General features: G+C 59.4%; 22 protein-coding genes and 1 pseudogene. 14 read left to right on the top strand and 9 right to left on the bottom strand.

What is annotated here, in order from left to right:
• Nucleotides 1–94 precede the first annotated feature (94 nt).
• From AO388_RS26750 to AO388_RS04270, 3 genes and pseudogenes are all read right to left on the bottom strand, one after another.
• Nucleotides 95–289 (bottom strand): annotated as a pseudogene (locus tag AO388_RS26750) (T6SS amidase immunity protein Tai4 family protein); the annotation flags it as partial.
• A gap of 45 nt (nucleotides 290–334) precedes the next feature.
• Nucleotides 335–787, bottom strand: coding sequence for a hypothetical protein (locus AO388_RS04275; protein WP_058416107.1), 453 nt, complete (start codon nucleotides 785–787; stop codon nucleotides 335–337).
• Nucleotides 763–2,067, bottom strand: a complete 1,305-nt coding sequence (locus tag AO388_RS04270; protein WP_058416106.1) for a DUF6402 family protein — start codon at nucleotides 2,065–2,067, stop codon at nucleotides 763–765. The genes AO388_RS04275 and AO388_RS04270 overlap by 25 nt, the downstream gene beginning before the upstream one ends.
• A gap of 538 nt (nucleotides 2,068–2,605) precedes the next feature.
• On the opposite strand from AO388_RS04270, the gene AO388_RS04265 reads away from it, so the two are divergent.
• A complete protein-coding gene (locus AO388_RS04265; protein ID WP_058416105.1) occupies nucleotides 2,606–3,109 on the top strand; it encodes a GNAT family N-acetyltransferase in 504 nt (167 codons plus the stop codon).
• A 15-nt stretch (nucleotides 3,110–3,124) separates the two neighbouring features.
• Here AO388_RS04265 and AO388_RS04260 read toward each other — a convergent pair whose 3' ends face one another.
• From AO388_RS04260 to AO388_RS04240, 5 genes are all read right to left on the bottom strand, one after another.
• Nucleotides 3,125–3,697, bottom strand: coding sequence for a hypothetical protein (locus AO388_RS04260; RefSeq protein WP_054078464.1), 573 nt, complete (start codon nucleotides 3,695–3,697; stop codon nucleotides 3,125–3,127).
• Between the two features lie 138 nt (nucleotides 3,698–3,835).
• Nucleotides 3,836–4,543, bottom strand: coding sequence for a hypothetical protein (locus AO388_RS04255; RefSeq protein ID WP_058397905.1), 708 nt, complete (start codon nucleotides 4,541–4,543; stop codon nucleotides 3,836–3,838).
• Nucleotides 4,544–4,672: 129 nt separating this feature from the next.
• A complete protein-coding gene (locus tag AO388_RS04250; RefSeq protein ID WP_044295756.1) occupies nucleotides 4,673–5,122 on the bottom strand; it encodes a hypothetical protein in 450 nt (149 codons plus the stop codon).
• 449 nt (nucleotides 5,123–5,571) lie between these two features.
• Complete coding sequence (locus AO388_RS04245) at nucleotides 5,572–6,285, bottom strand: cupin domain-containing protein (RefSeq protein WP_058416104.1); 714 nt, start codon at nucleotides 6,283–6,285, stop codon at nucleotides 5,572–5,574.
• A gap of 160 nt (nucleotides 6,286–6,445) precedes the next feature.
• Nucleotides 6,446–7,303: a GNAT family N-acetyltransferase gene (locus AO388_RS04240; protein WP_003367578.1), complete on the bottom strand. Its 858-nt coding sequence runs from the start codon at nucleotides 7,301–7,303 to the stop codon at nucleotides 6,446–6,448.
• A 534-nt stretch (nucleotides 7,304–7,837) separates the two neighbouring features.
• On the opposite strand from AO388_RS04240, the gene AO388_RS04235 reads away from it, so the two are divergent.
• The 11 genes from AO388_RS04235 (at nucleotide 7,838) to AO388_RS04185 (ending at nucleotide 20,872) form a co-directional block, all read left to right on the top strand.
• Nucleotides 7,838–8,506: a haloacid dehalogenase type II gene (locus AO388_RS04235; protein WP_003367579.1), complete on the top strand. Its 669-nt coding sequence runs from the start codon at nucleotides 7,838–7,840 to the stop codon at nucleotides 8,504–8,506.
• A gap of 66 nt (nucleotides 8,507–8,572) precedes the next feature.
• The gene (locus AO388_RS04230) at nucleotides 8,573–9,847 is read left to right on the top strand and encodes an NAD(P)/FAD-dependent oxidoreductase (protein ID WP_058416130.1); all 1,275 of its coding nucleotides are present in this window, start codon (nucleotides 8,573–8,575) and stop codon (nucleotides 9,845–9,847) included.
• 93 nt (nucleotides 9,848–9,940) lie between these two features.
• Complete coding sequence (locus AO388_RS04225; RefSeq protein WP_003435048.1) at nucleotides 9,941–11,578, top strand: ABC transporter substrate-binding protein; 1,638 nt, start codon at nucleotides 9,941–9,943, stop codon at nucleotides 11,576–11,578.
• 31 nt (nucleotides 11,579–11,609) lie between these two features.
• Nucleotides 11,610–12,566: an ABC transporter permease gene (locus tag AO388_RS04220; RefSeq protein ID WP_003367584.1), complete on the top strand. Its 957-nt coding sequence runs from the start codon at nucleotides 11,610–11,612 to the stop codon at nucleotides 12,564–12,566.
• Nucleotides 12,563–13,441, top strand: coding sequence for an ABC transporter permease (locus tag AO388_RS04215; protein ID WP_058416103.1), 879 nt, complete (start codon nucleotides 12,563–12,565; stop codon nucleotides 13,439–13,441). The genes AO388_RS04220 and AO388_RS04215 overlap by 4 nt, the downstream gene beginning before the upstream one ends.
• A gap of 1 nt (nucleotide 13,442) precedes the next feature.
• Nucleotides 13,443–15,284: an ABC transporter ATP-binding protein gene (locus tag AO388_RS04210; protein WP_003435054.1), complete on the top strand. Its 1,842-nt coding sequence runs from the start codon at nucleotides 13,443–13,445 to the stop codon at nucleotides 15,282–15,284.
• Nucleotides 15,281–15,592, top strand: coding sequence for a (2Fe-2S)-binding protein (locus tag AO388_RS04205; RefSeq protein WP_003367589.1), 312 nt, complete (start codon nucleotides 15,281–15,283; stop codon nucleotides 15,590–15,592). Before AO388_RS04210 ends, AO388_RS04205 begins: the two co-directional genes overlap by 4 nt.
• Nucleotides 15,571–16,980 carry an FAD/NAD(P)-dependent oxidoreductase gene (locus tag AO388_RS04200; RefSeq protein ID WP_058416102.1) on the top strand — a complete coding sequence of 470 codons (1,410 nt, stop codon included), beginning with the start codon at nucleotides 15,571–15,573 and terminating at the stop codon, nucleotides 16,978–16,980. Before AO388_RS04205 ends, AO388_RS04200 begins: the two co-directional genes overlap by 22 nt.
• Complete coding sequence (locus tag AO388_RS04195) at nucleotides 16,977–18,146, top strand: NAD(P)/FAD-dependent oxidoreductase (protein ID WP_058416101.1); 1,170 nt, start codon at nucleotides 16,977–16,979, stop codon at nucleotides 18,144–18,146. The genes AO388_RS04200 and AO388_RS04195 overlap by 4 nt, the downstream gene beginning before the upstream one ends.
• A complete protein-coding gene (argE, locus tag AO388_RS04190; RefSeq protein ID WP_058416100.1) occupies nucleotides 18,143–19,300 on the top strand; it encodes an acetylornithine deacetylase in 1,158 nt (385 codons plus the stop codon). The genes AO388_RS04195 and argE overlap by 4 nt, the downstream gene beginning before the upstream one ends.
• 114 nt (nucleotides 19,301–19,414) lie before the next feature.
• A complete protein-coding gene (locus tag AO388_RS04185; protein ID WP_003367599.1) occupies nucleotides 19,415–20,872 on the top strand; it encodes an NAD-dependent succinate-semialdehyde dehydrogenase in 1,458 nt (485 codons plus the stop codon).
• 92 nt (nucleotides 20,873–20,964) lie between these two features.
• On the opposite strand, the gene AO388_RS04180 is transcribed toward AO388_RS04185, so the two are convergent.
• Nucleotides 20,965–21,894: a 2-hydroxyacid dehydrogenase gene (locus tag AO388_RS04180; protein WP_044310401.1), complete on the bottom strand. Its 930-nt coding sequence runs from the start codon at nucleotides 21,892–21,894 to the stop codon at nucleotides 20,965–20,967.
• Nucleotides 21,895–22,178: 284 nt separating this feature from the next.
• Here AO388_RS04180 and gabT point away from each other — a divergent pair, with 284 nt between their 5' ends.
• The gene (gene gabT / locus AO388_RS04175; protein WP_054082330.1) at nucleotides 22,179–23,483 is read left to right on the top strand and encodes a 4-aminobutyrate--2-oxoglutarate transaminase; all 1,305 of its coding nucleotides are present in this window, start codon (nucleotides 22,179–22,181) and stop codon (nucleotides 23,481–23,483) included.
• Between the two features lie 81 nt (nucleotides 23,484–23,564).
• Nucleotides 23,565–24,221, top strand: coding sequence for an HAD family hydrolase (locus AO388_RS04170; RefSeq protein ID WP_058416099.1), 657 nt, complete (start codon nucleotides 23,565–23,567; stop codon nucleotides 24,219–24,221).
• Nucleotides 24,222–24,244 lie beyond the last annotated feature (23 nt).

Below are 24,244 nucleotides of genomic sequence, written 5' to 3'. Positions count from 1 at the left end.
GAATTGAGTACTTGATGTAGGCCCTTTCAGATTGCGAACCGACGATTGAATAGCGTCCGCACAACCTGCGTGGAAATGTCAGCGTTGGCATCTGTCATTTATTATCTTGCCTATGTGTGTGGCCCGGTTTTATTAAAATATTCTTTACCAGAGCATTGAATTTTTTACTGTGGTAGAGATCAAGGCACTTTAATAAATCAAACTTTACGCCCTTTACCTCAGACCCAGCCAGAGGGCTTGTATAGTCTCTGGCTAAATACTTATCAATGAGCGCTTCCACTGCATCAGGGCTTTTCTAAAATCCGTAATAAGCCCATTCGTATGAAGACCAAAATTATAGGGGAAGCCTTGCGCGAATCCATTCCAAGCGTGTAGGAGGCATAGTGATTGCGTGGTCTTTCTGCTCCTTGTCGTCTTGATAGGTGATACTGTTTTCAGAAACCTTAAGCGGCTCATGTCCGGGCTGGCCGTCCCAAAAGACCCTATAGTACCTTCTGGCTAATAGCTCGCCTTGATCGTCGAAAATAGTCAACCGGACCCTCTCCATGCCATCGCCATTAAAAAGGCTATTGTTTACTCCGACTCCGCAAATGCTTATCACAAACGTCTTATTGTCAAAGTTTTTTGTGCCTCCGTTTAATTCTTTGGTGTGGTTGTAGCTTTGGCAGTCAGTGCTGTCTAGCACGTTGAATGCAGCGGAGTAAATAACCAAAGCAGTCAGCATGAAAATAAAGAAGAAAAAAGACCTGAGGTACATTTTTCTTACATGGGTTCTGGGGGTTTGCATAATGTATCCAGCTTTATGATAATATGCTTTTTTAGTTTATGTATTTCAGGTCTGCTGTAAATCATAAAATCGCCACCTCGACCATGCTTTTCTCTCCACTCACTATAAGAGCTATTGTACACAGGCCAGTAAACATCTTTCTCCATAAATTTTCTGACAACACCTGTTCTCTTATCTACTGGCTTGTCAATCTGCCCGCCAGGCAAATAGTCCCAATTGACTTTAGTTTCAGCTATAGGGGCACTACCCATATTAGTATGAATTTTCTTACCGTCAACAAGATCACTGACAACAGCAGAGTAGGAAAGAATCATGTCATTTTTGTTCCAGTGCCCCAGATATTGACTATTGCCATCATTTTTGTCGTTAAAGGAATAGTTATCTTTCAGGTAGGTATACACACTAGTGATGGTCGCCGTAGCTTCAGCGCAAAAAGTTTTGGTTCTGCCTTTATCGTCATATCTGTAGAATTTTTCCACAGCAACTTCAACCATGCCAATAGCAGCATAGATATTAAAATTTCCGAGCGTGGCAGTGAGATCAGTTAAACTCAGGCCGTCAAGAGTGTTACGTGTTGATATTGCCTGAAATTGAATTTGCCAGTCAATATGAAACTGCCTGATATCCCTTATCCAAGGAGACGTATCAAAGGAAAGATTTGCTGCCGAACTAGAATCATCGAATTTATTTTTTACATGCTTGAGGATTTTTTGTTTAGCACCTGCAATTGCTTTTTCAGAGTAAATTTTTTCTTCAACCAATTCATTAAATTTTTCTGCTACGCTTCCATACTTCAAAGCCCATTTTAATGTCACTGTTGTGTCATCAATGGGTTGAACTGAATTGGGTTGGTCATTGTAGATATGCTTAGGGTTAGCGAACCACCGTCTGGCGATTTTGGCAGCTGTCGGCCAACCTATTTTGTCCATAGCCAAAGGAACATCCTGAAGATCGAACTTTGGAAGCTTTTCCTTATCTTCCGCATCGCTCTCTAACGTATAGGGCTTTGAGGGTTTGGTTTCCCCGGAGGATGGTTTATTACTTTTAACTTCAGTAAGCGATCTCTTACCTTCCGCTTCTGTTTTTTGCGCTATGAGTTGCTCTTTACTGCGCTCTGTGGGCTTTAAGACTACTTGACCAGGCGCGCAACGATCATAGGAGATTTTTTGTGAAGTATTGATGGGGACAGCACCTTCTAGGCCATCATTTTTTTTCCATACTTTGCCACGAAAAATAGACCGTTTCATCGTGTAATAAGGTATTTTCTTTACTTCAGCCATAAACCCTTTCCTTGGTAAAACAATCAAATCCCAAATCCGCTCAGCACCTCTTGCGCAGCGGCAGGACTGCCGGAGCAAAGTAATGCAGGTCTGCATTGTTTAGCCTGTGTACCCAAACCGTCAATTTCGCTGCACACCGGAGTATCAATTCTCTCTCCATGTGACTCGATTAACATTGTGAGCCCGCACGTCCGCGACGTTTGACCGCGTGATGGATGGCCCAGCCTGTGCCGTTCATGCGTCGAAAATTCTGCCCATATGGCTATTGCTTCGGCCACAGCGCATTAGGCCAGTGATCAGCTCAATCGCAGCGGTCGGGAGTTGTCCACCCCGAGTGGTGGAGGGGCAAGACTGATCGCCTGATTCAACGGCAACCGTCGTAACCGCGAGGTCGCCGAAGCCATGTTGTAATTAAACATCTTCGAGTACGTTCCCAAATGCGCCCCCGGAAATGCTCATGAAGACGCCTCGACTTGTCGGGGCGTTTGCTTGTCTGGAATACTGATTTCCATTTGTGACGATGACAAGGAGGTGGCTTGTGACAGCGACCGGAATTCAGGTACGTCGTTTTGTGCCGAACGATGAGCAAGGTGTGTCGGCATTGATCCTGCCCATCCAGCGTGAAGAATTCGGTATCCCCATCACCGCCGAGGATCAGCCTGATCTGAAGGCGATTCCAGAGTTTTACCAGACCGGCACCGGCGATTTCTGGGTCGCGGTGCAAGGTGATCACGTCGTCGGCAGCATCGCGCTCAAGGACATCGGCTCAGGGCAGGCAGCGCTGCGCAAGATGTTCGTCGCCGCGCCGTTTCGCGGCAAAGAGTTCTCGATTGCAGCCAAGCTGCTGGACCGTTTGATCGAAGAGTCGACTCGCAAAGGCGTGACCGAAGTGTTTCTGGGTACAACCGACAAATTTCTCGCCGCACATAGATTTTATGAGAAGCACGGTTTCCAGGAGATCGCAAAGGAGGATCTGCCTGCGAGCTTTCCGCTAATTGCGGTGGACAGCAAGTTCTACGTGCTGGGTCTGAACCCTGAGTAAAGCTGTGGCCGCAGCTCAGCCCAACGGATTAAACCCGCTCGCCGCACTGCAATAGCGTTGGCGAGTGGCGGATTCAGCGAGACGCTTGCACTGCTCCTTGAAATACACCTTGGCACCCTTGCGACACTCCCGGTATTCGATTGAGCCTCTACGCCAGTTGTGGCACACGCTGGTGCCGTCGATTTGAGCATCTGTAACGATCCATTCAGCGTGATAGGTGCGCTTCCTGTCCCACTGCCACACAACGGCCGACTCAACGAATTGCGCCGCTGCGAGCCTTGGCTGCGGCCTTTGCTGTTGTGCCTTGTAGTGGCTCATATAGCTCGCAGACACCATGCCCTGTGCGGTTGAATTTCGAACTGTCTCTTGGCCTTTGCCAAATCGACAGGTAGCGACTGTTTCGTCGATGAGATTATCCGGTCCCATGCACTCAGACAGTGTTTGGGGGCGGCCCGGCGTCTCGTGTAGTGGTAGCGGAGCAACGGCTGAAGCGTCGGCATCGACGAAAGCAGAAGATAGCGCAGGCGCGGCATCGATTGTTTTCGGCAAATGCCGGTAATGAAACAGGCCGTAAGCGCACAGCCCCATCAGTAAAAGCACCATCAATAGATAGTGCTGGAACGTCGGAGCACTCCTTGACTTGCGGCGCTGAGCACGCGCAATTGTGTCTTCCTCGTCGACACTCAAGTTCTCGGAAGCGTTACGGCGATTCTTCATGTCTTGCAATCAAGCCTCCTGAATATCTGACTGGCTTTTCAGCGCGTTGAAAATGTCCATCGCCGAGCTGTCCCCCGATGTAATGTTGGCGGCGTAGTTGGCGGGATACTGGGCTTTTTCTATGGGTGGCAGCTGGTCATAGTGGGCGAGAAGCATCACCAGTGTTTGCGTGCTTTTGCCGGTTTCATTGTATTCGTCGGTATAGCGTTTACACATCGCCCTGTTCCAGCTTTCCTGTTGAACATGGTTTTCGGACGAAGCCGCGCTTCTCTCATTAATGGTGAAGTCGCCACTTTCGTCATACATAACCAACCTCAATTGATCCTGAGATAAGCCTGCGAACGGGTTGGTGCCTGATCCATTCTTGAACGAAGTCGCCTGCCTCGCTCTTTCGAGCCGCGCAGGGTCGTCCGTATCCGGAATCTCTGCGTCGTGCAGTTTCCTATTGGCGTGATAGCTGTTGCCTGCAATTTTGTCACTAATACTGTTTGCCAGGGACCTCAGGCTTTTGAAGTCAAGACTGCTGTCGCGAGCTTGAGCTCGTGCGGCACTACTACTTAATTGACGGGACAATGTCGAGAAGGTGACACCGTCAATAGCAGATGCAGAATCAAGTTCTTTCAGGCTGGAGTTTAAAGTCGTGGCGGAGGTGCTTTTCTCGACAGTCGTTAGTGCAGTTTTATGGGTGAGGTGTGTGAGGGATGTTGTATCAATCATGCTGCGTCCTCGCGGCAGAGGCCAATCCATGGCTTTATATTCCCTCTTTATATCGGCCCAGCCAGACACCGCTTTAGTTTTCCGCTGAAAAGCGTGCGTATCAAAATGCGACACGCACGCTCCGGGGGCTTATTTCATGGTGAATTCAGCAGCCCACGCGTAGGTGGAGAGATTGGTGGCGCGAGACGTCGCCGCGCAGACTGCGCCGCCTTCAGAGTTTGCAGTCCGGTTCCATTTCGGCACCTTGGCCCCGCCTGCACCGGGAAGCTTTATGAAGGTGGTCGAGAATACGCAAACCTTGGAACCCATGACGTAGCGAACACTGGCGTAGCTGGTATCCGGCGAGAGAGTGCTTTGCACCGAGTAAACATTTGAATCTCCAATTTGGACTTTCGGAGCAATAGCCGTTCTGGCATTAAGCCGAGTCGACATTTCGTTGCGAGTGACCGGCTTATACTCCGCCACCTCCGTTCCAAGATTCTTGAACGTCACAGTGACCGGGGGTCCCGCTTGCGCCGTAACGCTGGTGCACAGTGTTGCAAAAGCAAGGGAAGCCAATAAGGTCTTGTTGGTTTTCATAGGGAATAATCCTTAAGTTACATGAGTAATTTCATATTGATTTTGAATAAGGTAAACGCGAGACGAAACGGGGTAGCGGTCGTTCGTGCCCATACGGATCGTTCAGCTTATAGCGTGTCGCGGAGGGTTAGTAAGTCGTGCGCACAGTGAATGCGTCGGTCAGATAAAGTATCTCCCGTCAACATGATAGATAAAGGTTAAGCGATGCATAAAGCGCATGACTGCCTTGATGGGCCCGTCAGGAGCAAATTTTAACTTACTGAAATTAGTTATTGTTTTTTAACACAAGCGACACGGAAGGCAAGTAGGAAACTTCTGATTCTTCGTGCATTGGCGAAAGAAATTTTTAATTCTTGTCTTTTAGCGCTGCATTGGATTAACTGCGCTGGCGAGAGCTAAACATGTAAGTATATTGCGCCCTACAAGGCTGAAGGGCGCAATAACTTTCTTCACGTCACCGCATAAAACTTGCGCACATACCCCGTGCTGGTCCATTTGCAGGGCGCGCCCTGGGCGACGAATACGGTATCGCCGGTATTCACACTCAGGCTCGGGCCGTTTTCCAGGCTCAACACTACGCTGCCTTCGATCAGGTTCATCAGTTCATGGATCTTGTGCGGCCGCGAGATGCGCTCGTAGGGTGTGGAGTCCCAGACGCCGATGCGCAAAGTGCTTGCGGTGTCTTCAAACAGGTTGTTGCTGCGGCACTGCGGCAGCGCGCTGATCATGATCGCCGGGTCTGGCGGTGACGACGGCGTGAGCATGGCGAGGCGGTCGAGCGCGGTGATGCCGGGTTTGTCTGGCCCGCTGGCCTGGGTGGACGCGCAGAACGCCCAGAGGCTGTCCGGTTGCGCTTCGATACGTACTTGAGTGCCGCGCCCGATCACGGCACTTTCGCCGGTCTTGATCATGATGCTCTCGGTGCCGGAGGTCAGAGTGGCGGACCCGCGATGCATCACCAGCATTTCGGTGTAGGGGTAGGCTGCCAAGGACAGTGACATGCCGAAGTGAACGAGGCCGGCCGCAATACCCTGTTCATCGACAAATGCCGTGCGGCGGCCACTGTCGAACGGGTCATGCGCATCAATGGGGCCGGTGGTGAATTCGGTGTCTACCGGGCTGAGGTCAGCGCGGGCCAATAGCAGGACTGTGGGGTGGGGCATTGAGTCGGGCTCCTGAAGTTGAAGAGTGGCTGATCGTTCCCACGCTCTGCGTGGTAATGCCTTTCGTGACGCTCTGCTTCACATGCTCAAGACCGGACGCAGAGCGTCCAGAACTGCATGCCAACGCAGAGCATTGGCACGATGATGTTCTTCCGGGCGATCAGCCGATCGCCTGGGTAATCAGCGCAAACTGGCGCACACCCTGACTGGCTTGCGGGACTGCGCCCATGCTCATGCAGGTCACGCTATCGACGCGCTTGAGGCCGGCGTCCTCCAGCCAGTCGGCCAGGCCGCTGTCGGTCGGGATGTCGATACGCACGAAGGCATAAGGCACGCGGGCCAGCAGTTCTCCGATCATGTGTTTGGCCTGGTCGACGCTCTGGGCGACGACAGGGCCGAGGCACAGGCCACGGCCGAACGGGCGCAGCAGAGCAAAGGCCTGTAACTGGCCGTCGTGCTCGATGCCGACGGCGTGCTCAAGGTTGTTCAGCACATCGCCCAGCGTCACCGAGCGGTCCATGCCCGAACCGGCGTTGGCCAGTTCCAGCACGCGAGGGTGGTCAGCCTCGCTCAGCCCCCGGCAACGTTCCTGTGCCTTCAATTCGGTGGTGCCGGTCGGTTGTGCCTGCCCCTGACGCTGCTGGATCTCGCCAAAACTGACAAACCCCATCTTCGCGTAGAGCGGCGCACCCGCCAGTGTGGCGTTGAGGACCGCCGTGCGGGGCGCGACGCAGCCGACGGCCAGCTCCATCAACTTGCGACCAATGCCCTTGCCCTGATATTCGTCGCTGACAATCACCAGACCAATGGTAGAAAACTCGCCCTGATGGCAGGCAAAGGCACTGCCGATCAACCGCCCGTTGTGTACCGCGACAAAGCCTTGGGCGACACGTTGCAGCATGGCCCAGTCCTCAAGCCGATGCGGCCACTTCAAGGCGATGGATAACTCGTGCGCGTTGCCGACGTCGGCTGCGGTCATGGGGCGAAATTCAAAATCGAGGCGTTGCTGAGCGAGCATGACGTGTCTCCGTCCAGAAGGATGCACAGGCAATAAAAGGATGCGTCAGGCATGTTGTATCCCACCTGCTGCGGACGGTGACAAGAGGGCTGCACGCATTCGGCAGATTCCACGAAGTGCCGTTCGCCAGACCACAGTTACTGCTTAAATCGGCGCGGCCTCCGGCAGCAAATGCTTAGGGTTTTCACCCCGTGTTCAAGCCTTTTATATAGGGCTCGGAGTTTGTCGCCCGCCAAGCGCTGTCGCGGCGCAGTTTCTGCGGCGCAAACCCGCGGGTTTGAGCCCGAGCGCCCTGAAAAGGGTCATAAAAGCGCCGAAAACCGGGCTCTGCCCAAGGCTGGAGCGCCCCGCAAAGTCTGCTGAGCGCGCACCTCAAAACGGTGGTTTCTATCAAGCAGCCATCACTTTTAACGCCATCTGCTGATTTCACGGTGTTGTAATGAGGTTGTGCTGCAGCGTGCATCACCGCCCCTGAACATCAGGCCGGATTGCTCGTCATGCCATGACCTCAACGAACTTTCAGGACCGCACACAATGAGCTTTCTTCGACCAAAATTCATTACGTTCGACTGCTACGGCACCTTGACCAATTTCCACATGGGCACCATGACGCGCGAGCTGTTTGCCGACCGCGTTGCGGCTGAACAGATGGATCAGTTCGTCAAGGATTTTTCGGCGTATCGTCTGGATCAGGTCATGGGTGACTGGATGCCGTACGACGAAATCCTCAAGGTCGCACTGGCTCGCACCTGCAAGCGCTGGAACGTTGAATACCGCGAAGAAGGCCAACTGTATTACGACGCCGTGCCGACCTGGGGCCCGCACGCCGATGTGCCCGCCGGCCTGTCGAAAATCGCCGACAAGATCCCGCTGGTGATTTTCTCCAACGCCAGCGACAGCCAGATCATGTCCAACGTCGAAAAGCTCGGCGCGCCGTTCCACAAGGTGTTCACCGCTGAACAGGCCAAGGCCTACAAACCGCGTCTGGCTGCTTTCGAGTTCATGCTCGACAACCTGGGTTGCGGCCCGGAAGACATCTTGCATGTGTCCTCGAGCTTCCGTTACGACCTGTTCTCGGCGCATGACATGAAGATCAGGAACAAGGCATTCGTGGCGCGTGGTCATGAGCAGCCAGCCAACAGCAGCTTCGAATACCACCAGATTCCCGATATCGGCGGACTGGCCGGGCTGGTCGGCTTGTAAGCCAGGCCCGGCGCCTGACACCGGCATTTTTCAAGGTGCTCTTCGATGAGTGACAAGGGGAACGAGATGCGCAGTGAGTCTTACTGGCTCGATACGGCTCCAGGCTTTACCGGCGCGCAGGACGGCGCAGTGGAGGGGCAGGCTGACGTGGTAGTGGTCGGTGGCGGTTTCACCGGCCTTGCGGCGGCGCGTGCATTGGCCTTGAAAGGTGCCAGCGTGGTGGTTCTGGAAGCAGGCCGGGTGATCGGCGAAGCGTCGGGCCGCAACGGGGGACAGTGCAATACCGGCGTGGCCCAGGACTATGCGTCGCTGAGCGCAACCCTGGGTGCCGATCAGGCACGCGAGTATTACAAGGCTTACGAAAGTGCGGTGCAGAGCGTCGTGACCGTGATCGAGCAGGAAAACATCACCTGCGACATCAAGCGTAACGGCAAGCTCAAGCTGGCGGCCAAGCCAGGGCATTACGAAGGACTGGCGCGCACCTGCGAGCTGATCCGCCGTGAAGTCGATGCTGACGTCGAGCTGCTGTCCGCCCAGGACGTGCGCGCCGAAATCGATTCGAACGAGTTTCACGGCGGCCTTCTGCAGCGCAACGGCATACAGATGCATGTCGGACGTTTCGGTCTGGGTCTCGCCGACGCGGCGGTGCGTCATGGCGCAAGGGTCTATCAGAACGCAACGGTAAAGGACTGGAAGGCCAACCGTGGCGGCTTTGTGGTCAACACCTCGAAGGGCTCGATCCAGGCCGGCCAGCTGCTGCTGGCGACCGGTGCCTGCCAGCATGGCGGACTGGGCTGGTATCGCCGGCGCATCGTGCCGGTCGGCAGTTTCGTCATCGTCACTGAAGTGTTGCCGCAAGCGCTGATCGACCAACTGTTCCCCCACCAGCGCGCTTACGTGACCAGCCGTTTGATCGGCAACTATTTCCGCCTCACGCCGGACAACCGCCTGCTGTTCGGCGGGCGGGCGCGCTTCGCCATGTCCAACAGCAGCTCCGACGCCAAGAGCGGCAAGGTGCTGCAGGCGGCCATGGTGCAGATGTTTCCGCAACTGGCACACGTCAAGGTCGACTACTGCTGGGGCGGACTGGTGGACATGACCTCGGACCGTCTGCCGCGTGCAGGCGAACACAACGGGGTCTTCTACTCGATGGGTTACAGCGGCCACGGTGTACAGATGTCAGTGCACATGGGGCGGATGATGGCCGAAGTCATGGAAGGCAAGGCACAGGCCAATCCGTGGAAGGACCTGAGCTGGCCAGCCATTCCCGGCCACTTCGGCAAGCCATGGTTTCTGCCGCTGGTAGGCGCGTATTACCGCTACCAGGACAGCCGCCACTGAGTGTTTGTTTGACCGTCGTCGTGTGTGTTTGAAGGACGCTCCGGCCAACCGTGAGCAATTCGGAATTTCCCCTTTTCGACAGGTAGAACTGATATGGCTGATAACAAAACCGACTCCGCGTTGATCACAGGCCAAGACAGCCTGCGGGTTTTCGAAGGTCTCAATCGTGGCCTGTCGCGGCGCGATGCGTTGCGCATGCTGGGTGTTGCAGGTGTGGTTGCGGCGGGCTCCACCAGCCTGTTCGGCGCGGCCGGCAAGGTCTTTGCCGACGACGCGGATGCCCCTGTCAAAGGCAAGCCGGGCGGCCGCATTCGCGTTGCCGGCATGTCCAGTTCTACCGCCGACACGCTGGATCCGGCCAAAGGCGCGCTGTCTACCGACTACGTGCGTCATTTCATGTTCTACAACGGCCTGACCCGTTTCGACAGCCATCTGGTGCCGCACATGGAGCTGGCCGAGAAGATCGAAAGCGACAACGCGACCGTCTGGACCGTGACCCTGCGCCAGGGCGTGACCTTCCACAACGGCAAGGCGCTGACCGCTGGCGACGTGGTGTTCTCCCTGTCGCGCCACAAGGACCCGGCCACCGGCTCGAAAGTCCTGCCACTGATGGCACAGTTTTCCGAGATCAAGGCCACCGGCCCGCTGGAAGTGCAGATCACCCTCAGCTCGCCAAACGCCGAATTGCCGTCGATCCTCGCCGTTTCGCACCTGCTGATCGTGCCCGAAGGCACCACCGACTTCAGCAAAGGCATCGGCACCGGGCCGTTCACCGTCAAGGAATTCAACCCTGGCGTGCGCTCGGTCAGTGCACGCAACCCCAACTACTGGAAGCCGGGCCTGCCGTACCTGGACGAGATCGAATTCATCGCCATCAGCGACGAGCCATCGCGGGTCAACGCGCTGCTTTCCGGCGACGTACACATGATCAACGAGGTCAATCCGCGCTCCACCACACGCATTGCCGCCAGCGCCAAACACCGCGTGGTCGATGCACCGTCCGGCAACTACACCGACCTGATCATTCGTCAGGACCAGATGCCCGGCAAGAGCCCGGAATTCACCGAGGCCATGAAGTACCTGCTGGACCGTGAACAGGTCAAATCGGCGGTGTTCCGTGGCTACGCGCGCGTGGGTAATGACCATCCGATCTCGCCAGGCTCGCGCTACTTCAACGCCGACCTGCCACAGCGCGCCTACGACCCGGAAAAAGCCAAATTCCTGCTCAAGAAAGCCGGCATGGAAAAGATCACCATGGCCGTCGCGGCATCGCCTGCTGCCACGGGTTCGGTGGACATCGCCGTGCTGCTGCAACAGTCCGCCAAACAGGCCGGGCTGACCCTCAACGTCAACCGTTTGCCAAGCGACGGCTACTGGTCCAACCACTGGATGAAACACCCGCTGAGCTTCGGCAACATCAACCCGCGCCCCAACGCAGACGTGATTTTCTCGCAGTTCTTCCAGTCCACCGCGCCGTGGAATGAATCCGGCTGGAAAAACGACCAGTTCGACCAGTTGCTGTTGCTGGCCCGTGGCGAAACCGACGACGCCAAGCGCGCCAAAATGTATGGCGACATGCAGGCGCTGGTGAGCCAGAACTGCGGCATCGGCATCCCCGTGTTCATCAGCAATATCGACGGTGTGGACAAGCGTATCCAGGGCTACTCCAGCAACCCGCTGGGCGGCTTCATGGGCTACATGTTCAGCGAGCAGGTGTGGCTGGACGCATAAATGCAACGCTGAACCGAGCAGGAGGATGCAGATGAATAGCAACACACTCTGGTTGATCGTGCAGCGCTTCGGCGCGGCGATCGTGACGTTGTTGATCGTTTCCATCGTGGTCTTCGCCATCACGGCAGTGTTGCCCGGAGACGCAGCGCAACAGGCCCTTGGGCAATTCGCGACGCCTGAACAGGTCGCGGCATTGCGTACCCAACTGGGTCTCGATCAGCCAGGTGTGGTGCGTTATCTGCATTGGTTGACCAACCTACTCGGCGGCAACCTCGGCGAATCGGTCTCCAACGCGATGCCGGTTTCCGAGCTGATTGCCGGACGCTTCCCGAAAACCCTGATGCTGTCGGCCACCACCGCGCTGGTATCGGTGCCGGTCGCGCTGGCACTGGGCATCGGCGCCGCAATGGGCCGTGGCGGTCGCCTCGATGGCGCGCTGAATTTCATCACCCTGTCACTGGTCGCGGTGCCCGAGTTTCTGGTGGCGACGCTGGCGGTGCTGATTTTCGCCGTCAACCTGGGCTGGCTGTCCGCGCTGTCCTACGGCGCCGATGTCAGCTCGCCGTGGCAGTTCATGCGCACGTATGCATTGCCGGTGATGACCCTGTGTTGCGTGATCGTGGCGCAGATGGCGCGCATGACCCGCGCTGCGGTCATCGACCAGCTGGACAGCCCGTATGTGGAAATGGCGCGCCTCAAGGGCGTCAGCCCGGTGCGCATCGTCTTGCGCCATGCCTTGCCGAACGCCATCGGGCCGATCGTCAACGCCGTGGCACTGAGCCTGTCGTACCTGCTCGGCGGGGTGGTTATCGTCGAGACCATCTTCAACTATCCCGGCATCGCCAGCCTGATGGTCGATGCCGTGACCAACCGTGACATGGCCCTGGTGCAGGGCTGCACGATGCTGTTCTGCTCCGCTTACCTTGGGTTGGTGCTGATGGCCGACCTGTGTGCAATTCTTTCCAATCCGAGGCTGAGAACCCAATGACTCAATTCATTGCGAAATCGACGCCTGCGGCGCCGCAACCGGTGCTTCGCAAAAAGGCGTCCCGTCCGACCTCATGGCTTGGCCTGCTGGGCGCTACGGTGTGCTTCATCTGGTTGATGGTCGCCCTGTTCGGCCCCTGGCTCGCGCCGCATCCGGTGGGCGAAGTGGTCTCCGACAACATGTTCGAAAACATGAGCGCAGCCTACCCGTTCGGCACTGATTACCTGGGCCGTGACATGCTCAGCCGCGTGCTGGTCGGTGCGCGCTTCACCGTCGGTCTGGCATTGATTTCTGCCGTGCTGGCCAGCGGCATCGGCACCCTGTGTGCGCTGCTGTCGGTGATCGCGCCAAAATGGCTGGACGAAATCATCAGCCGCCTGATGGACGCGTTCATCTCGATCCCCAGCAAAATGCTGGCACTGATCATGGTCTCGGCGTTCGGCTCGTCCGAAGTGTTGCTCATCTGCACGGCGGTACTGAGCTACACGCCAGGCGCGTTTCGGATCGCCCGCAGCCTGGCGGTGAACATCGAGGCGCTGGAGTACGTGCAAGTGGCGCGCACACGCGGCGAGGGCCTTATCTACATTGCCTGCCGGGAAATCCTGCCGAACATGCTCAACCCGGTCATGACCGACCTGGGCCTGCGCTTCGGCTTCATCGTCTTGCTGCTCAGCGGCATGAGCTTTCTGGGACTCGGTGTACAGCCGCCTGACGCCGACCTTGGCTCGCTGGTACGCGAGAACATCGGCGGCCTCAGCCAGGGCGCTCCGGCCATCGTGATCCCGGCACTGGCCATCGGCACCCTGACCATCGGCGTCAACCTGTTCATCGACCGGCTGGCCTCGCGGCGCGGCCGTCGTTCGGGAGGGCATTGAGATGAGCCAGTTGATTCGTGTGCAAGACCTGCGTGTGGTTGCCGAGGGCGACCATGGCGAGCTGGAGATCGTCAAAGGCGTCAGCTTCTCGCTGGAAAAAGGTGAAGTGCTGGCACTGATCGGCGAGTCGGGCTCCGGCAAGACCACCATCGCGCTGGCCCTGCTCGGTTACGCCCGACGCGGTTGCAAGCTGGCTGGCGGGGTGGTTCAAGTGGGCGAGCACGACATGCTCAGCCTGCCCGAAAGCCAATTGCAGGGCCTGCGTGGCAACCGCGTTTCCTACATTGCACAAAGCGCCGCAGCCGCCTTCAACCCGGCGAAAAAGCTGATCGATCAGGTGATCGAAGGTGCGCTGATTCATGGTCTGGGCAGCCGCGCGGAACTGGAAGCCAAGGCTGTCGAGCTATTCCGCGACCTGGCCCTACCCAATCCGGAAAGCATCGGCCGGCGTTACCCGCATCAGGTCTCGGGTGGCCAGTTGCAGCGCGTCATGGCGGCCATGGCGCTGATCAGTGATCCGTTGCTGGTGATCCTCGACGAGCCGACCACCGCACTGGACGTCACCACGCAGATCGACGTGCTGCGTGCATTCAAGCGAGTCGTCCGCGACCGGGGTGCCACGGCAGTCTATGTCTCCCACGACCTTGCGGTGGTGGCGCAGATGGCCGATCAGATCGTGGTGCTCAATGGCGGGCGGATCATCGAACAGAGCAGCACCGCCGAGCTGCTCAAAGGTCCGGCGGATGCCTACAGCCGCAGCCTGCTGGCGGCGGCGCGTCCGGATAAAGTACTGAGTCCGGCCAGCGAAGTGGTCAAGGACAGCACGCTGCTGACCATCAAAGGCCTGACGGCGGGGTATGGCAAAAAAGACCTGCAAGGCATGCCGATGATTCGCGTGCTGGAAGACATCGACCTGACCATCCGCCGTGGTCAGGCCATCGGCGTGATCGGTGAGTCGGGCTCGGGCAAATCGACGCTGGCCCGTGTGGTCGCCGGTCTTCTGGACCCGGCGCATGGCAGCCTGACGTTCGACGGTGCCGACTTGTCCGGCACCCTGGCAGGTCGTACCGAAGAACAGTTCCGGCGCATCCAGATGGTGTTTCAGAACGCCGATACCGCGCTCAACCCGATGCACAGCATCAGCGCGATTCTGGCCCGCCCGCTGAAGATGTATTTCGGCCTGAAGGGCAAGGCCCTGCGCGAGCGCATCGATGAGCTGATGGACCTGGTGCGCCTGCCTCGCGAGCTGGCCGAGCGGCGTCCCAACGAACTCTCGGGCGGGCAGAAACAGCGCGTCAACCTGGCCCGCGCCCTGGCGGCCAAGCCGGACCTGATCCTCTGTGATGAAGTGACCTCGGCGCTGGATACCGTGGTCGGTGCATGCATCCTCGAACTGCTCGGCGAACTGCGCCGCAAGCTGGGGGTTTCCTACCTGTTCATCAGCCACGACATCTCCACCGTTCGCGCGCTGTGCGACGACATCGTGGTGATGTACAGCGGCCACAAGGTCGAAGAGGGCAGCCGCGAAGCCTTCAGTCGAGTGCCGTTCCATCCTTACACCGATCTGCTGGTGCATTCGGTGCCGGAATTGCGTCAGGGCTGGCTGGAAACCTGCGGTGTGACCAGCGGCAAGCTGCCGCCCATCAGCGCACCGGCCAACAATCCGGAGCTGTGCACCTTCCTCAATCGCTGCCCGGCCCGCATCGAAGGCCTGTGCAACAAGACCGCGCCGGGTCGTCGCCTGATCGCAGGTGGCAGCGAGATCCTTTGCCACCGCGACAGCGACGAGCTGCAGGCCGTGCAAGAAAACCTGAACCCTGAAACCGTCGGAGCTTACGCATGAATGGCCGTTTTGTGAGACTGGGCGAACGCGAACGCCCGGTCGTGAGCCTGATGGTCGATGGCGCGCCCATCGAGGCATTGCAGGGCGATACCCTGATGGTGGCGTTGCTGACCCGCAAGGCCACATTACGCCAGTCCGAGTTCGACACCGGGCGCCGTGCAGGTTTCTGCCTGATGGGCGCCTGCCAGGATTGCTGGGTCTGGACCCGCAGCGGCGAGCGGCTGCGCGCCTGCTCCAACGAGGTCCGCGACGGACTCGACATCGTCACCACCCAACCGGAGGCGAAATGGCCACTTCTTCACGGTTAGACGTTCGCAACCCCGGCAGCCCCAGAGTCGTCATCATCGGCGCCGGCCCGGCAGGCACCCGTTGCGCCGAAACCTTGCTGGCTGCAGGCATCAAACCGATTTTGATCGACGAAAACCGGCGTGACGGCGGGCAGATCTATCGCCGTCAGCCAGAGGGCTTCAAGCGCGATTATTCAGCGCTGTATGGCACCGAGGCGGCCAAGGCGCGTGACCTGCATGAAAGCTTCGATCGCCTGCGCACGCAGATCGACTATCGCCCCGACACGCTGGCCTGGAACCTGACCCACGGCGAACTGTGCTGCGCCAGTCAGGGCGTGCACACCGTGGTCGAATACGACGCACTGATCCTGTGTGCCGGGGCCACCGACCGCCTGATGCCGATCAAGGGCTGGCAGCTGGCAGGCACCTACAGCCTCGGCGGCTCGCAGATTGCGCTCAAGTCGCAATCAGTCTCGATTGGCAGTCGCGTGGTGTTCATGGGCAGCGGCCCGCTGCTGTACCTAGTCGCCAGCCAGTACGTCAAAGCCGGTGCCGATGTCGCTGCGGTGCTCGACACCTCACCGTTCGGCAAACGCGTCAGCGCGATGCCCAAATTGCTGGCGCGTCCCGGTCTGCTGTTCAACGGCATGAAACTGCTGGGCCAACTGTACAGCGCCGGGGTGCCGGTGCATCTGGGCGTGCAGCCCGAGGAAATCATCGGCAGCGAACAGGACGGCGTGGTCGGCGTGCGCGTGAAGCTGGCCAATGGCACCTCGCTGAACGTCGATTGCGATGCTCTGGCGCTGGGTTACCACCTGCGTCCGGAAACCCAGCTGGCTGATCTGGCCGGCTGCCAGTTACGCTTCGACGAAGCGTCCGGGCAATGGGTGCTGGCAGTTGATGAAGAGGGGCGTACTTCGGTCAAAGGTTTTTACGCCGCAGGTGACGGCGCGAAGATTCGTGGCGCCGATGCCGCCGAACAGGCCGGTCGACTGGTGGCGATGGCACTGCTGGAGGACCTCGGGCGACCTGTGGATAACTCGCGTCAGGAAGAAGTACGCAAGAGCCTGGTGGCAGTGGATCGCTTTCGGGTCGGGCTGGCCGAGGCGTTTCCGTGGCCTGCGGCCCAGGCCGCTGCCTTGCCCGATGACGCCATTGTCTGCCGCTGCGAGATGATCAGCGCCGGTGAGTTGCGCGGCGTCGTACGTGAAAAGGGAGCCTGCGAAGTCAATCGCGCCAAGGCTTTCAGTCGCGTCGGCATGGGCCGCTGCCAAGGCCGCTACTGCTCGCAGGCCGGGGCCGAGGTGATCGCGGCCGAAGCCGGTGTGCCGGTCGAACAGGTCGGTCGCCAGCGGGGTCAGGCGCCGGTCAAACCGTTGTCGATGCTGATCGACGAGGTGGTGTCATGAGGCAGCCGAGAGTCGATGTGCTGATTGTCGGCGGTGGCTTCATGGGCTCGGCGTCAGCCTTCTTTCTGCGCCAGCGCGGCAAGTCGGTGACGCTGTTGGAGCGCGACGTGATCGGCCAGTACGCCAGCGGCGTGAACTTCGGCAACGTGCGCCGTCAGGGGCGGCATCTTGGCCAGCTGGAACTCGCCAACCGTTCCAGAGCGTTATGGCAGCGGCTGCCGGAGCTGATCGGTGAAGACCTGGAATTCCTGCCCAGCGGCCACATGCGCGTCTGCTATCGCGAGGACGAAATCGCCGAACTGGAAGCCTACGCAGCGGCCCCGGAAGCCCGTGAGCTGGACCTGAAAATCTATAGCGGGAAAGCGCTGCACGAGCGCTTTCCGTTTCTCGGGCCGGACGTGAAGGGCGGCTCCTACGCGCCACACGATGGCCACGCCAACCCGCGTCTGGCAGCACCGGCTTTCGCCCGCGCGGCGATTCGGGCCGGGGCGCGGATCGAAGAGCGTACCGAAGTGGCCCATGTGGAAAAGGTCGGTCACGAATTCGAAGTCACCACCACTGACGGGCGCATATTCACCGCCGATCAGTTGCTGATCACCGCTGGCGCCTGGGGACAGAAACTCTCCACGCAGTTTGGCGAATCCGTGCCGCTGGACACCCACGGTCCGCAGATGGCCGTGACCGAGCCGGTGCCGTATGCACTGCCGACAGTGATCGGCGTGTTCACCAAAATCCCTCACGAGGTGATCTACTTCCGGCAGATCGCACGCGGCAACATCGTCATCGGTGGTGGTTTTCGCAGCAAGCCGGACATGATCAACCGCCGCGCCTACGTCGAGCCGCGCAGCATCATCAATCAGGTGCAGCAAATGCGTCGCCTGTTGCCCGGCGTCGGCAACCTGAACATCATCCGCGTGTGGAGCGGCATCGAAGGCTACACGCCGGATTCCCTGCCGGTGATGGGTCGCAGCGGCAAGGTCGACGGCCTGTTCTATGCGTTCGGCTTCTGCGGCCACGGCTTCCAGCTCGGTCCGGGCGTGGGCGACATGATGGCTGAGCTGATCAGCACCGGCGCGACCAGCACCTCGATCAGCCCGTTCGACATTCGCCGGTTTGATGTCAGCCTTGTGGACAACCTCACTGAACAGACGAGTAAAGCCTCATGAGCCCACGCGTACTGGAAATCCTCAAGCGCCTGATCGCCTTCGACACCGTGTCGTCGGAGCCGAACATGGCGCTGATCGAATACGTCCGTGAACTGTTGGCCAGCAAAGGCATCGAGTCGCTGATCGTCAAGGACGAGACCGGCAAGAAGGCCAACCTGTTCGCCAGCACCGGCCCGCGTGATGTACCCGGCGTGCTGCTGTCCGGCCACACCGACGTGGTTCCTGCGGCCGGTCAGGCGTGGACGATGCCGCCATTTCAGGCCACCCTGCGTGACGGGCGCATCTACGGCCGTGGCACCTGCGACATGAAGGGCTTTATCGCCCTGGCTATCGACGCGATGCTCAATGCCGCGGACATGCCCCTGATGCGCCCGCTGCAATTGGCGCTGTCCCACGACGAAGAGATCGGCTGTGTCGGTGTGCGGCGTCTGCTCGACGTCCTGCATCTGGCACCGGTACGCCCGTTCCTGTGCGTGGTTGGCGAGCCGACCCTGATGCAGTTCGCTGTCGGTCACAAGGGCAAGGCGTCCTATCGCACCTTCTGTCGAGGCCAGGAAGCGCATTCCTCGCTGGCCCCAAGAGCGGTCAACGCGATTCATCTGGCCAGCGATTTCATCGCCGAGCTGCGCAACAGCCAGAAGCAGATCGAACAGCAGGGCGCGCGTGACGAGGGCTACGACATTCCCTACAGCACCGTGCACATTGGCCGTATCGATGGCGGCAAGGCGCTGAACATCGTGCCCAACCTGTGCACCATGGAATTCGAGTTCCGCAACCTGCCGGGCGACAATCCCGACGTGCTGCTAGAGCAACTGCGCGAGCGCGCCGAAGTGCTGGTACGCGAAGCGAAACAATTGTCGGGCGTGGCCGCTATCGAAATCGAAGTGATGAACGAGTACCCGGCACTGGAGACACACCCAAGCGTTGAAGCAGTGCGCATGCTGCATGCATTTGCCGAACCGGGCACACAGCACATCAAGGTCTCTTATGGCACCGAGGGCGGCCTGTTCGCCGGGCGCCTGAATGTGCCGGTGGTGGTCTGCGGGCCAGGCTCCATCAAGCAGGCACACAAGCCGGACGAGTTTATCGACGAGAGCCAGATGGACGCGGGCGAGCGGTTTCTGCAGAGCCTGCTGGGGTCATTGAAGCAGTAGAGGCTGCCGTCCGCAGGCAAATTTCAGCATCGGACGCTGCCGTTATCCTGCTTTCAGCATCCTGGACTGTGGCGTCTGCCTAGACTGGCAGTCATCCCGGAACAGGACTCGATCATGCTCAAGAATCAGTTGAAAGACCCCAGCCTGCTGGTAGACCGCGCCTACGTCGATGGGCAATGGATCAGCGCTGACGATGGTGCAACCCTGACCATCAGCGACCCGGCCACCGGCGAGGCGCTGGCGCAGGTGCCGGCCCTGCAGGGCGTCGAAACCCGGCGTGCCATCGAAGCGGCCGATCGCGTCTGGCCTGCCTGGCGCGCGCGTCCCGCGGCCGAACGCGCGGCGCTGCTGGAGCGCTGGCATCAGGCAATGCTCGACAACGTCGAAGACCTGGCGCTGATCATGACCCTTGAGCAGGGCAAGCCGCTGAACGAGTCGCGCGGCGAGATCCGCTACGGTGCCAGCTTCGTCAAATGGTTCGCCGAAGAGGCGCGTCGCTCGTACGGTGAAACCATTCCCGCCCCCAGCGCAGACCGTCGCTTGATGACCCTCAAGCAGCCGGTGGGTGTCTGCGCCGCGATCACGCCGTGGAATTTCCCCAACGCCATGATCACCCGCAAGTGTGCGCCAGCCTTGGCCGCAGGGTGCCCGATCATCGTCAAGCCATCTGACCTCACGCCCTTGTCAGCCCTGGCGCTGGCGGTGCTGGCCGAACGCGTGGGCATTCCTGCCGGGGTGTTCAATGTCATCACTGGCATGCCCACCGGGATTGGCGAAGAACTGACCGGCAACCCGGTGGTGCGCAAGATTTCCTTCACCGGTTCGACGCCGGTCGGCCGTCTGCTGATGCGCCAGAGCGCCGAACACATCAAGCGTCTGAGCCTTGAACTGGGCGGCAACGCGCCCTTCATCGTGTTTGACGACGCGGACCTGGAACAGGCGGTGACGGGCATCATGCTCAGCAAATTCCGCAACGCCGGGCAGACCTGCGTGTGCGCCAACCGGATTCTGGTGCAAAACGGCATCTACGACCGTTTCGCTGCGCGGCTGGTGGAAGAGGTCGCCAAGCTCAAGGTCGGCAACGGCCTGGAAGAGGGCGTGACCATAGGCCCGCTGATCAACCCGGCAGCGGTCAGCAAAGTCGCCCGGCATATCGACGATGCGCTGAGCCAGGGGGCGAAACTGCTGCACGGCGGCTCTCCCGACGGCACCAGCCAGTTCGTCCAGCCCACGGTACTGGGCGATACCCACGCGGGCATGCTGCTGGCCAACGAAGAAACCTTCGGCCCGGTCGCGCCGCTGATGCGCTTCACAGATGAAGCCGAAGCGCTGGCACTGGCCAACGCCACGCCTTATGGCCTGGGTGCGTATTACTTCACCCAGGACCTGCGTCGCTCATGGCGTTTCGGCGAGGCGCTGGAGTTCGGCATGGTCGGACTCAACACCGGCATCATCTCCATGGAAGTCGCCCCGTTCGGCGGCATCAAACAATCCGGCCTGGGCCGCGAAGGCTCCAGCTACGGACTGGATGAATACCTGGAAGTGAAGGCGTTTCATGTGGGCGGGTTGTAGCGTTCAGAACGGCGTACCAACGCGGAGCGTCGGCACGATAGTTGAGATTATCGTTCCTCACGCTCCAGCGTGGGGAACGATAATCCAACGCATCAGTAACCCTGGCCGCGATCCACCTGCCCCTGCATCGCTTCACCACGCTCAAAACGGCGAATGTTATCGAGCAGGCCAGGAAAGGCGCTTTCCGGCTGGGTCATGGCCGCCACATGCGGGGTCAGCAGGATCTTCGGGTGGGTCCAGAACGGATGGTCGGCTGCCGCCGGTTCCTGCTGCAGCACATCCAGTACCGCAGCGCTGAGTTGGCCGCTGTCCAGCGCTTCCAGCAAGTCCGCTTCCACCAGATGCCCGCCACGACCCATATTGATCAGCGCGGCACCCTTGGGCAATTGTTCGAAAAGCTGACGATTAAGGATGCCTTCGGTCTGCCCGGTCAGCGGCAGTACACACAGCAAAATGTCGCACTGCCCCAGAAAGGCTTGCAGTTGCCCTTCCCCGGCATAGCACTCGACAGCGTCGATTCGATGCTCGCTGCGCGCCCAGCCCGACAGTTGGAAACCGAACGGTTTGAGGCTCGACAGAATATGCTGCGCCTGCAACCCAAGCCCCATCACGCCCACTCGACGTTGCCTTGCCGGTATCAGCGGGTGGGCTTTCCAGACGCCTTCAACCTGCTGCTGCCGATAACGCAGCATTTCCCGGTGCAGGCTCAGCACGGCAAAGGTTGCGTACTCACACATCCCGTGACTGATACCGGGGTCCAGCAGACGCACCACCGGCAGCGATTTCGGAATACGGCTCAGGTCCAGCTGGTCCACACCTGCCGAGAGGGCGAACAGCACTTTCAGGTTGGGCAGCAGCTCCTGCAGATCATCGGGCGCCAGCCAGGCACCCAGATAGTGGATGTCGGCCGGGTCGCCGATGTCCGGCCATACCCTCCATTCAATGTCCGGCGCGTGCTCGGCAAACAGGACGCGCCATCGTTCGGCACGTGCGGGATCGGCTTTGTAGAGCAGGGCGGGCATGGGCATTTCCTGAGCATGAAAGGGGAGCCCCATCATGCCGCAAATGCAAAGCAGGATCTGTCGAAACGCCTGCTTCCTGGCCTCTCCAATGTCCGAAAAGCGCCGCTGCCCGGCAGATTGCATGGCGATTTGCGGGCATGAAGGAATCTGCCGTTTGCAAGGCGAAAAACAGTCGATATGGACATCTGAGGGGGCAAGTTCGGCGTAGATCATTTCGCTGAACGCTTAACCTGAACAGCATCGCAGCCACCCCGCCGGCTGCCTGGCCCACGACAGGTATAACCATGAACAGCAAAGTCGACGAAACCCCTCATCTGCTCCGCCAGCGCGATCAGTTCGTGCCGCGCGGGATTGTCACGGCCCACCCGCTGGTCATCGACCGGGCACAGGGTTCTGAATTGTGGGACGTCGATGGCAAGCGCTATCTGGATTTCGTCGGCGGTATCGGCGTGTTGAACATCGGCCACAACCACCCGAACGTGGTCGCGGCGATTCAGGCGCAACTGACCAAAGTCACCCACGCCTGCTTTCAGGTGGCGTCCTATCAGCCCTATCTGGACCTGGCCAAACGCCTGAGCCATCTCATCGCGGGCCAGAGCGGCATCGATCACAAGGCCGTGCTTTTCACCTCCGGCGCCGAAGCGGTCGAAAACGCGGTGAAAATCGCCCGCGCCCACACCAATCGCCCGGCAATCATCTCGTTCCGCGGCGGTTTTCATGGCCGTACGCTGCTTGGCACCACGCTGACCGGCATGAGCCAGCCGTACAAACAGAATTTCGGCCCGATGGCTCCCGAAGTGTTCCACACGCCGTACCCGAACGAGTATCGCGGCGTGACCAGCGAAGTCGCGCTGGCGGCGTTGCACGAGCTGTTGGCCACTCAGGTCGCACCGGAGCGTGTGGCGGCGATTCTGATCGAGCCGATGCAGGGCGATGGCGGCTTCCTGACTGCGCCGGTGGAGTTCATGAAGGCCTTGCGTGCGCTGACCGAGCAACACGGCATCGTGCTGATTGTCGATGAAATCCAGTCCGGTTTCGGGCGGACCGGCAAATGGTTCGGCTTCGAGCATTCGGGTATCCAGCCTGATCTGGTGACCGTGGCCAAGAGCCTCGCGGGCGGCATGCCGCTGTCGGGCGTGGTCGGGCGTGCCGAGATCATGGACGCACCGCTTCCGGGCGGCCTGGGCGGCACCTACGGCGGTAATGCGCTGTCGTGCGCCGCTGCGCTGGCGGTGATCGACACGTACGAGCAGGAAAACCTGCTGGCACGCGGCGAGCAGTTGGGCGAACGTCTGCGTGCGGGTCTGCTTGCGCTCAAAGAACGTTACGCGTGTATTGGTGACGTGCGCGGCACGGGTTTCATGCTCGCCATGGAGCTGGTCAAGAATGACGCGGCACGCAGTCCGGACGCCGATCTTAACCAGAAGGTCATCGATCAGGCGCGCATCGGCGGCCTGCTGGTGATCAAGTGCGGCGTGTACCGCAACGTCCTGCGTTTCCTGGCCCCCCTGGTGACCACCGAGCAGCAGATCGATGAAGCACTGGGCATTCTCGACGCTGCCTTGGCACGAGTATTGAAGTCCAGCTGAGCGCAAGCGTGGTCGCGGCCGTCGCGAGACGCTGCGACCACCCGCGCTGGGGATCATTGTTGAATGGAGACGTTGCCTGCCATGGGGCTTATTGATTACCGCGCACTGCTGATCGATTGTGATGAAGTGCTGGTGGACCGTGATTCAGGTGTCTGGGCGGCGTTGCAGCCGTTGCTGGAAAACGGCCTGAATACACCGGAGAAAGATCAGGTGCTGACCGAGTTCAATGACGTGGTCCGCACCTTGTATCCGCGCTTCGACGAACTGGGTTTCAGCGGGCTGCTGTGCTTTGCGCATCGACAGCTGGCCGAACGCCTGGGGATCAAGGCGAGTTGGGAAGAGGGCATGACCTTCGCCCGCTCGGTGCCGAACTGGACGCTGTTCGAGGATGCGCCCGGCGCGATGCTCTACCTGCGCAAGTTCTATCGATTGCTGGTGTACGCCGACCGCGACCTGCAGGATCGCGGTGCGCTGTGCGAACGACTGGGGCTCGAGCCCGACAGCCTGCTGTCACTGACCACCCACCCGTTGGGCGACACGGCGTGGCTTGCCGACATGGATCTGGAGCCGCGTGACACCCTGATAGTGTCACGCCCTCCGGCCTCGGCGCTGAGCACTGGCGGGCTGTGCCTGATCCGCCGCAGCCGTGAGCAACACCGTCAGCCATGCACCGCCGACCTGTGCATCAACAGCATGGCCGATCTGGTCGCTCAGCATCAGCTGTCTTTACGGCGCTGATTTTGCTAGAAGGTAGGCACCGT

The sequence above is a fragment of the Pseudomonas sp. ICMP 10191 genome (genome assembly GCF_001467335.1).
In the GTDB taxonomy this organism is placed as follows: domain Bacteria; phylum Pseudomonadota; class Gammaproteobacteria; order Pseudomonadales; family Pseudomonadaceae; genus Aquipseudomonas; species Aquipseudomonas cerasi.
This window is presented reverse-complemented; position numbering and strand designations above follow the sequence as displayed.

What these genes read in the sequence shown, in the direction of transcription:
- AO388_RS04230 (WP_058416130.1), top strand. Translation starts at nt 8,573, where the DNA reads ATGCGCAGTGAGTCTTACTGGCTCGATACGGCTCCAGGCTTTACCGGC.
- AO388_RS04275 (WP_058416107.1), bottom strand. Translation starts at nt 787, where the DNA reads ATGCAAACCCCCAGAACCCATGTAAGAAAAATGTACCTCAGGTCTTTT.
- AO388_RS04225 (WP_003435048.1), top strand. Translation starts at nt 9,941, where the DNA reads ATGGCTGATAACAAAACCGACTCCGCGTTGATCACAGGCCAAGACAGC.
- AO388_RS04180 (WP_044310401.1), bottom strand. Translation starts at nt 21,894, where the DNA reads ATGCCCGCCCTGCTCTACAAAGCCGATCCCGCACGTGCCGAACGATGG.
- AO388_RS04270 (WP_058416106.1), bottom strand. Translation starts at nt 2,067, where the DNA reads ATGGCTGAAGTAAAGAAAATACCTTATTACACGATGAAACGGTCTATT.
- AO388_RS04255 (WP_058397905.1), bottom strand. Translation starts at nt 4,543, where the DNA reads ATGATTGATACAACATCCCTCACACACCTCACCCATAAAACTGCACTA.
- AO388_RS04250 (WP_044295756.1), bottom strand. Translation starts at nt 5,122, where the DNA reads ATGAAAACCAACAAGACCTTATTGGCTTCCCTTGCTTTTGCAACACTG.
- argE (WP_058416100.1), top strand. Translation starts at nt 18,143, where the DNA reads ATGAGCCCACGCGTACTGGAAATCCTCAAGCGCCTGATCGCCTTCGAC.
- AO388_RS04205 (WP_003367589.1), top strand. Translation starts at nt 15,281, where the DNA reads ATGAATGGCCGTTTTGTGAGACTGGGCGAACGCGAACGCCCGGTCGTG.
- AO388_RS04260 (WP_054078464.1), bottom strand. Translation starts at nt 3,697, where the DNA reads ATGGGGCTGTGCGCTTACGGCCTGTTTCATTACCGGCATTTGCCGAAA.
- AO388_RS04245 (WP_058416104.1), bottom strand. Translation starts at nt 6,285, where the DNA reads ATGCCCCACCCCACAGTCCTGCTATTGGCCCGCGCTGACCTCAGCCCG.
- AO388_RS04200 (WP_058416102.1), top strand. Translation starts at nt 15,571, where the DNA reads ATGGCCACTTCTTCACGGTTAGACGTTCGCAACCCCGGCAGCCCCAGA.
- AO388_RS04170 (WP_058416099.1), top strand. Translation starts at nt 23,565, where the DNA reads ATGGGGCTTATTGATTACCGCGCACTGCTGATCGATTGTGATGAAGTG.
- AO388_RS04240 (WP_003367578.1), bottom strand. Translation starts at nt 7,303, where the DNA reads ATGCTCGCTCAGCAACGCCTCGATTTTGAATTTCGCCCCATGACCGCA.
- AO388_RS04185 (WP_003367599.1), top strand. Translation starts at nt 19,415, where the DNA reads ATGCTCAAGAATCAGTTGAAAGACCCCAGCCTGCTGGTAGACCGCGCC.
- AO388_RS04235 (WP_003367579.1), top strand. Translation starts at nt 7,838, where the DNA reads ATGAGCTTTCTTCGACCAAAATTCATTACGTTCGACTGCTACGGCACC.
- gabT (WP_054082330.1), top strand. Translation starts at nt 22,179, where the DNA reads ATGAACAGCAAAGTCGACGAAACCCCTCATCTGCTCCGCCAGCGCGAT.
- AO388_RS04220 (WP_003367584.1), top strand. Translation starts at nt 11,610, where the DNA reads ATGAATAGCAACACACTCTGGTTGATCGTGCAGCGCTTCGGCGCGGCG.
- AO388_RS04195 (WP_058416101.1), top strand. Translation starts at nt 16,977, where the DNA reads ATGAGGCAGCCGAGAGTCGATGTGCTGATTGTCGGCGGTGGCTTCATG.
- AO388_RS04215 (WP_058416103.1), top strand. Translation starts at nt 12,563, where the DNA reads ATGACTCAATTCATTGCGAAATCGACGCCTGCGGCGCCGCAACCGGTG.
- AO388_RS04210 (WP_003435054.1), top strand. Translation starts at nt 13,443, where the DNA reads ATGAGCCAGTTGATTCGTGTGCAAGACCTGCGTGTGGTTGCCGAGGGC.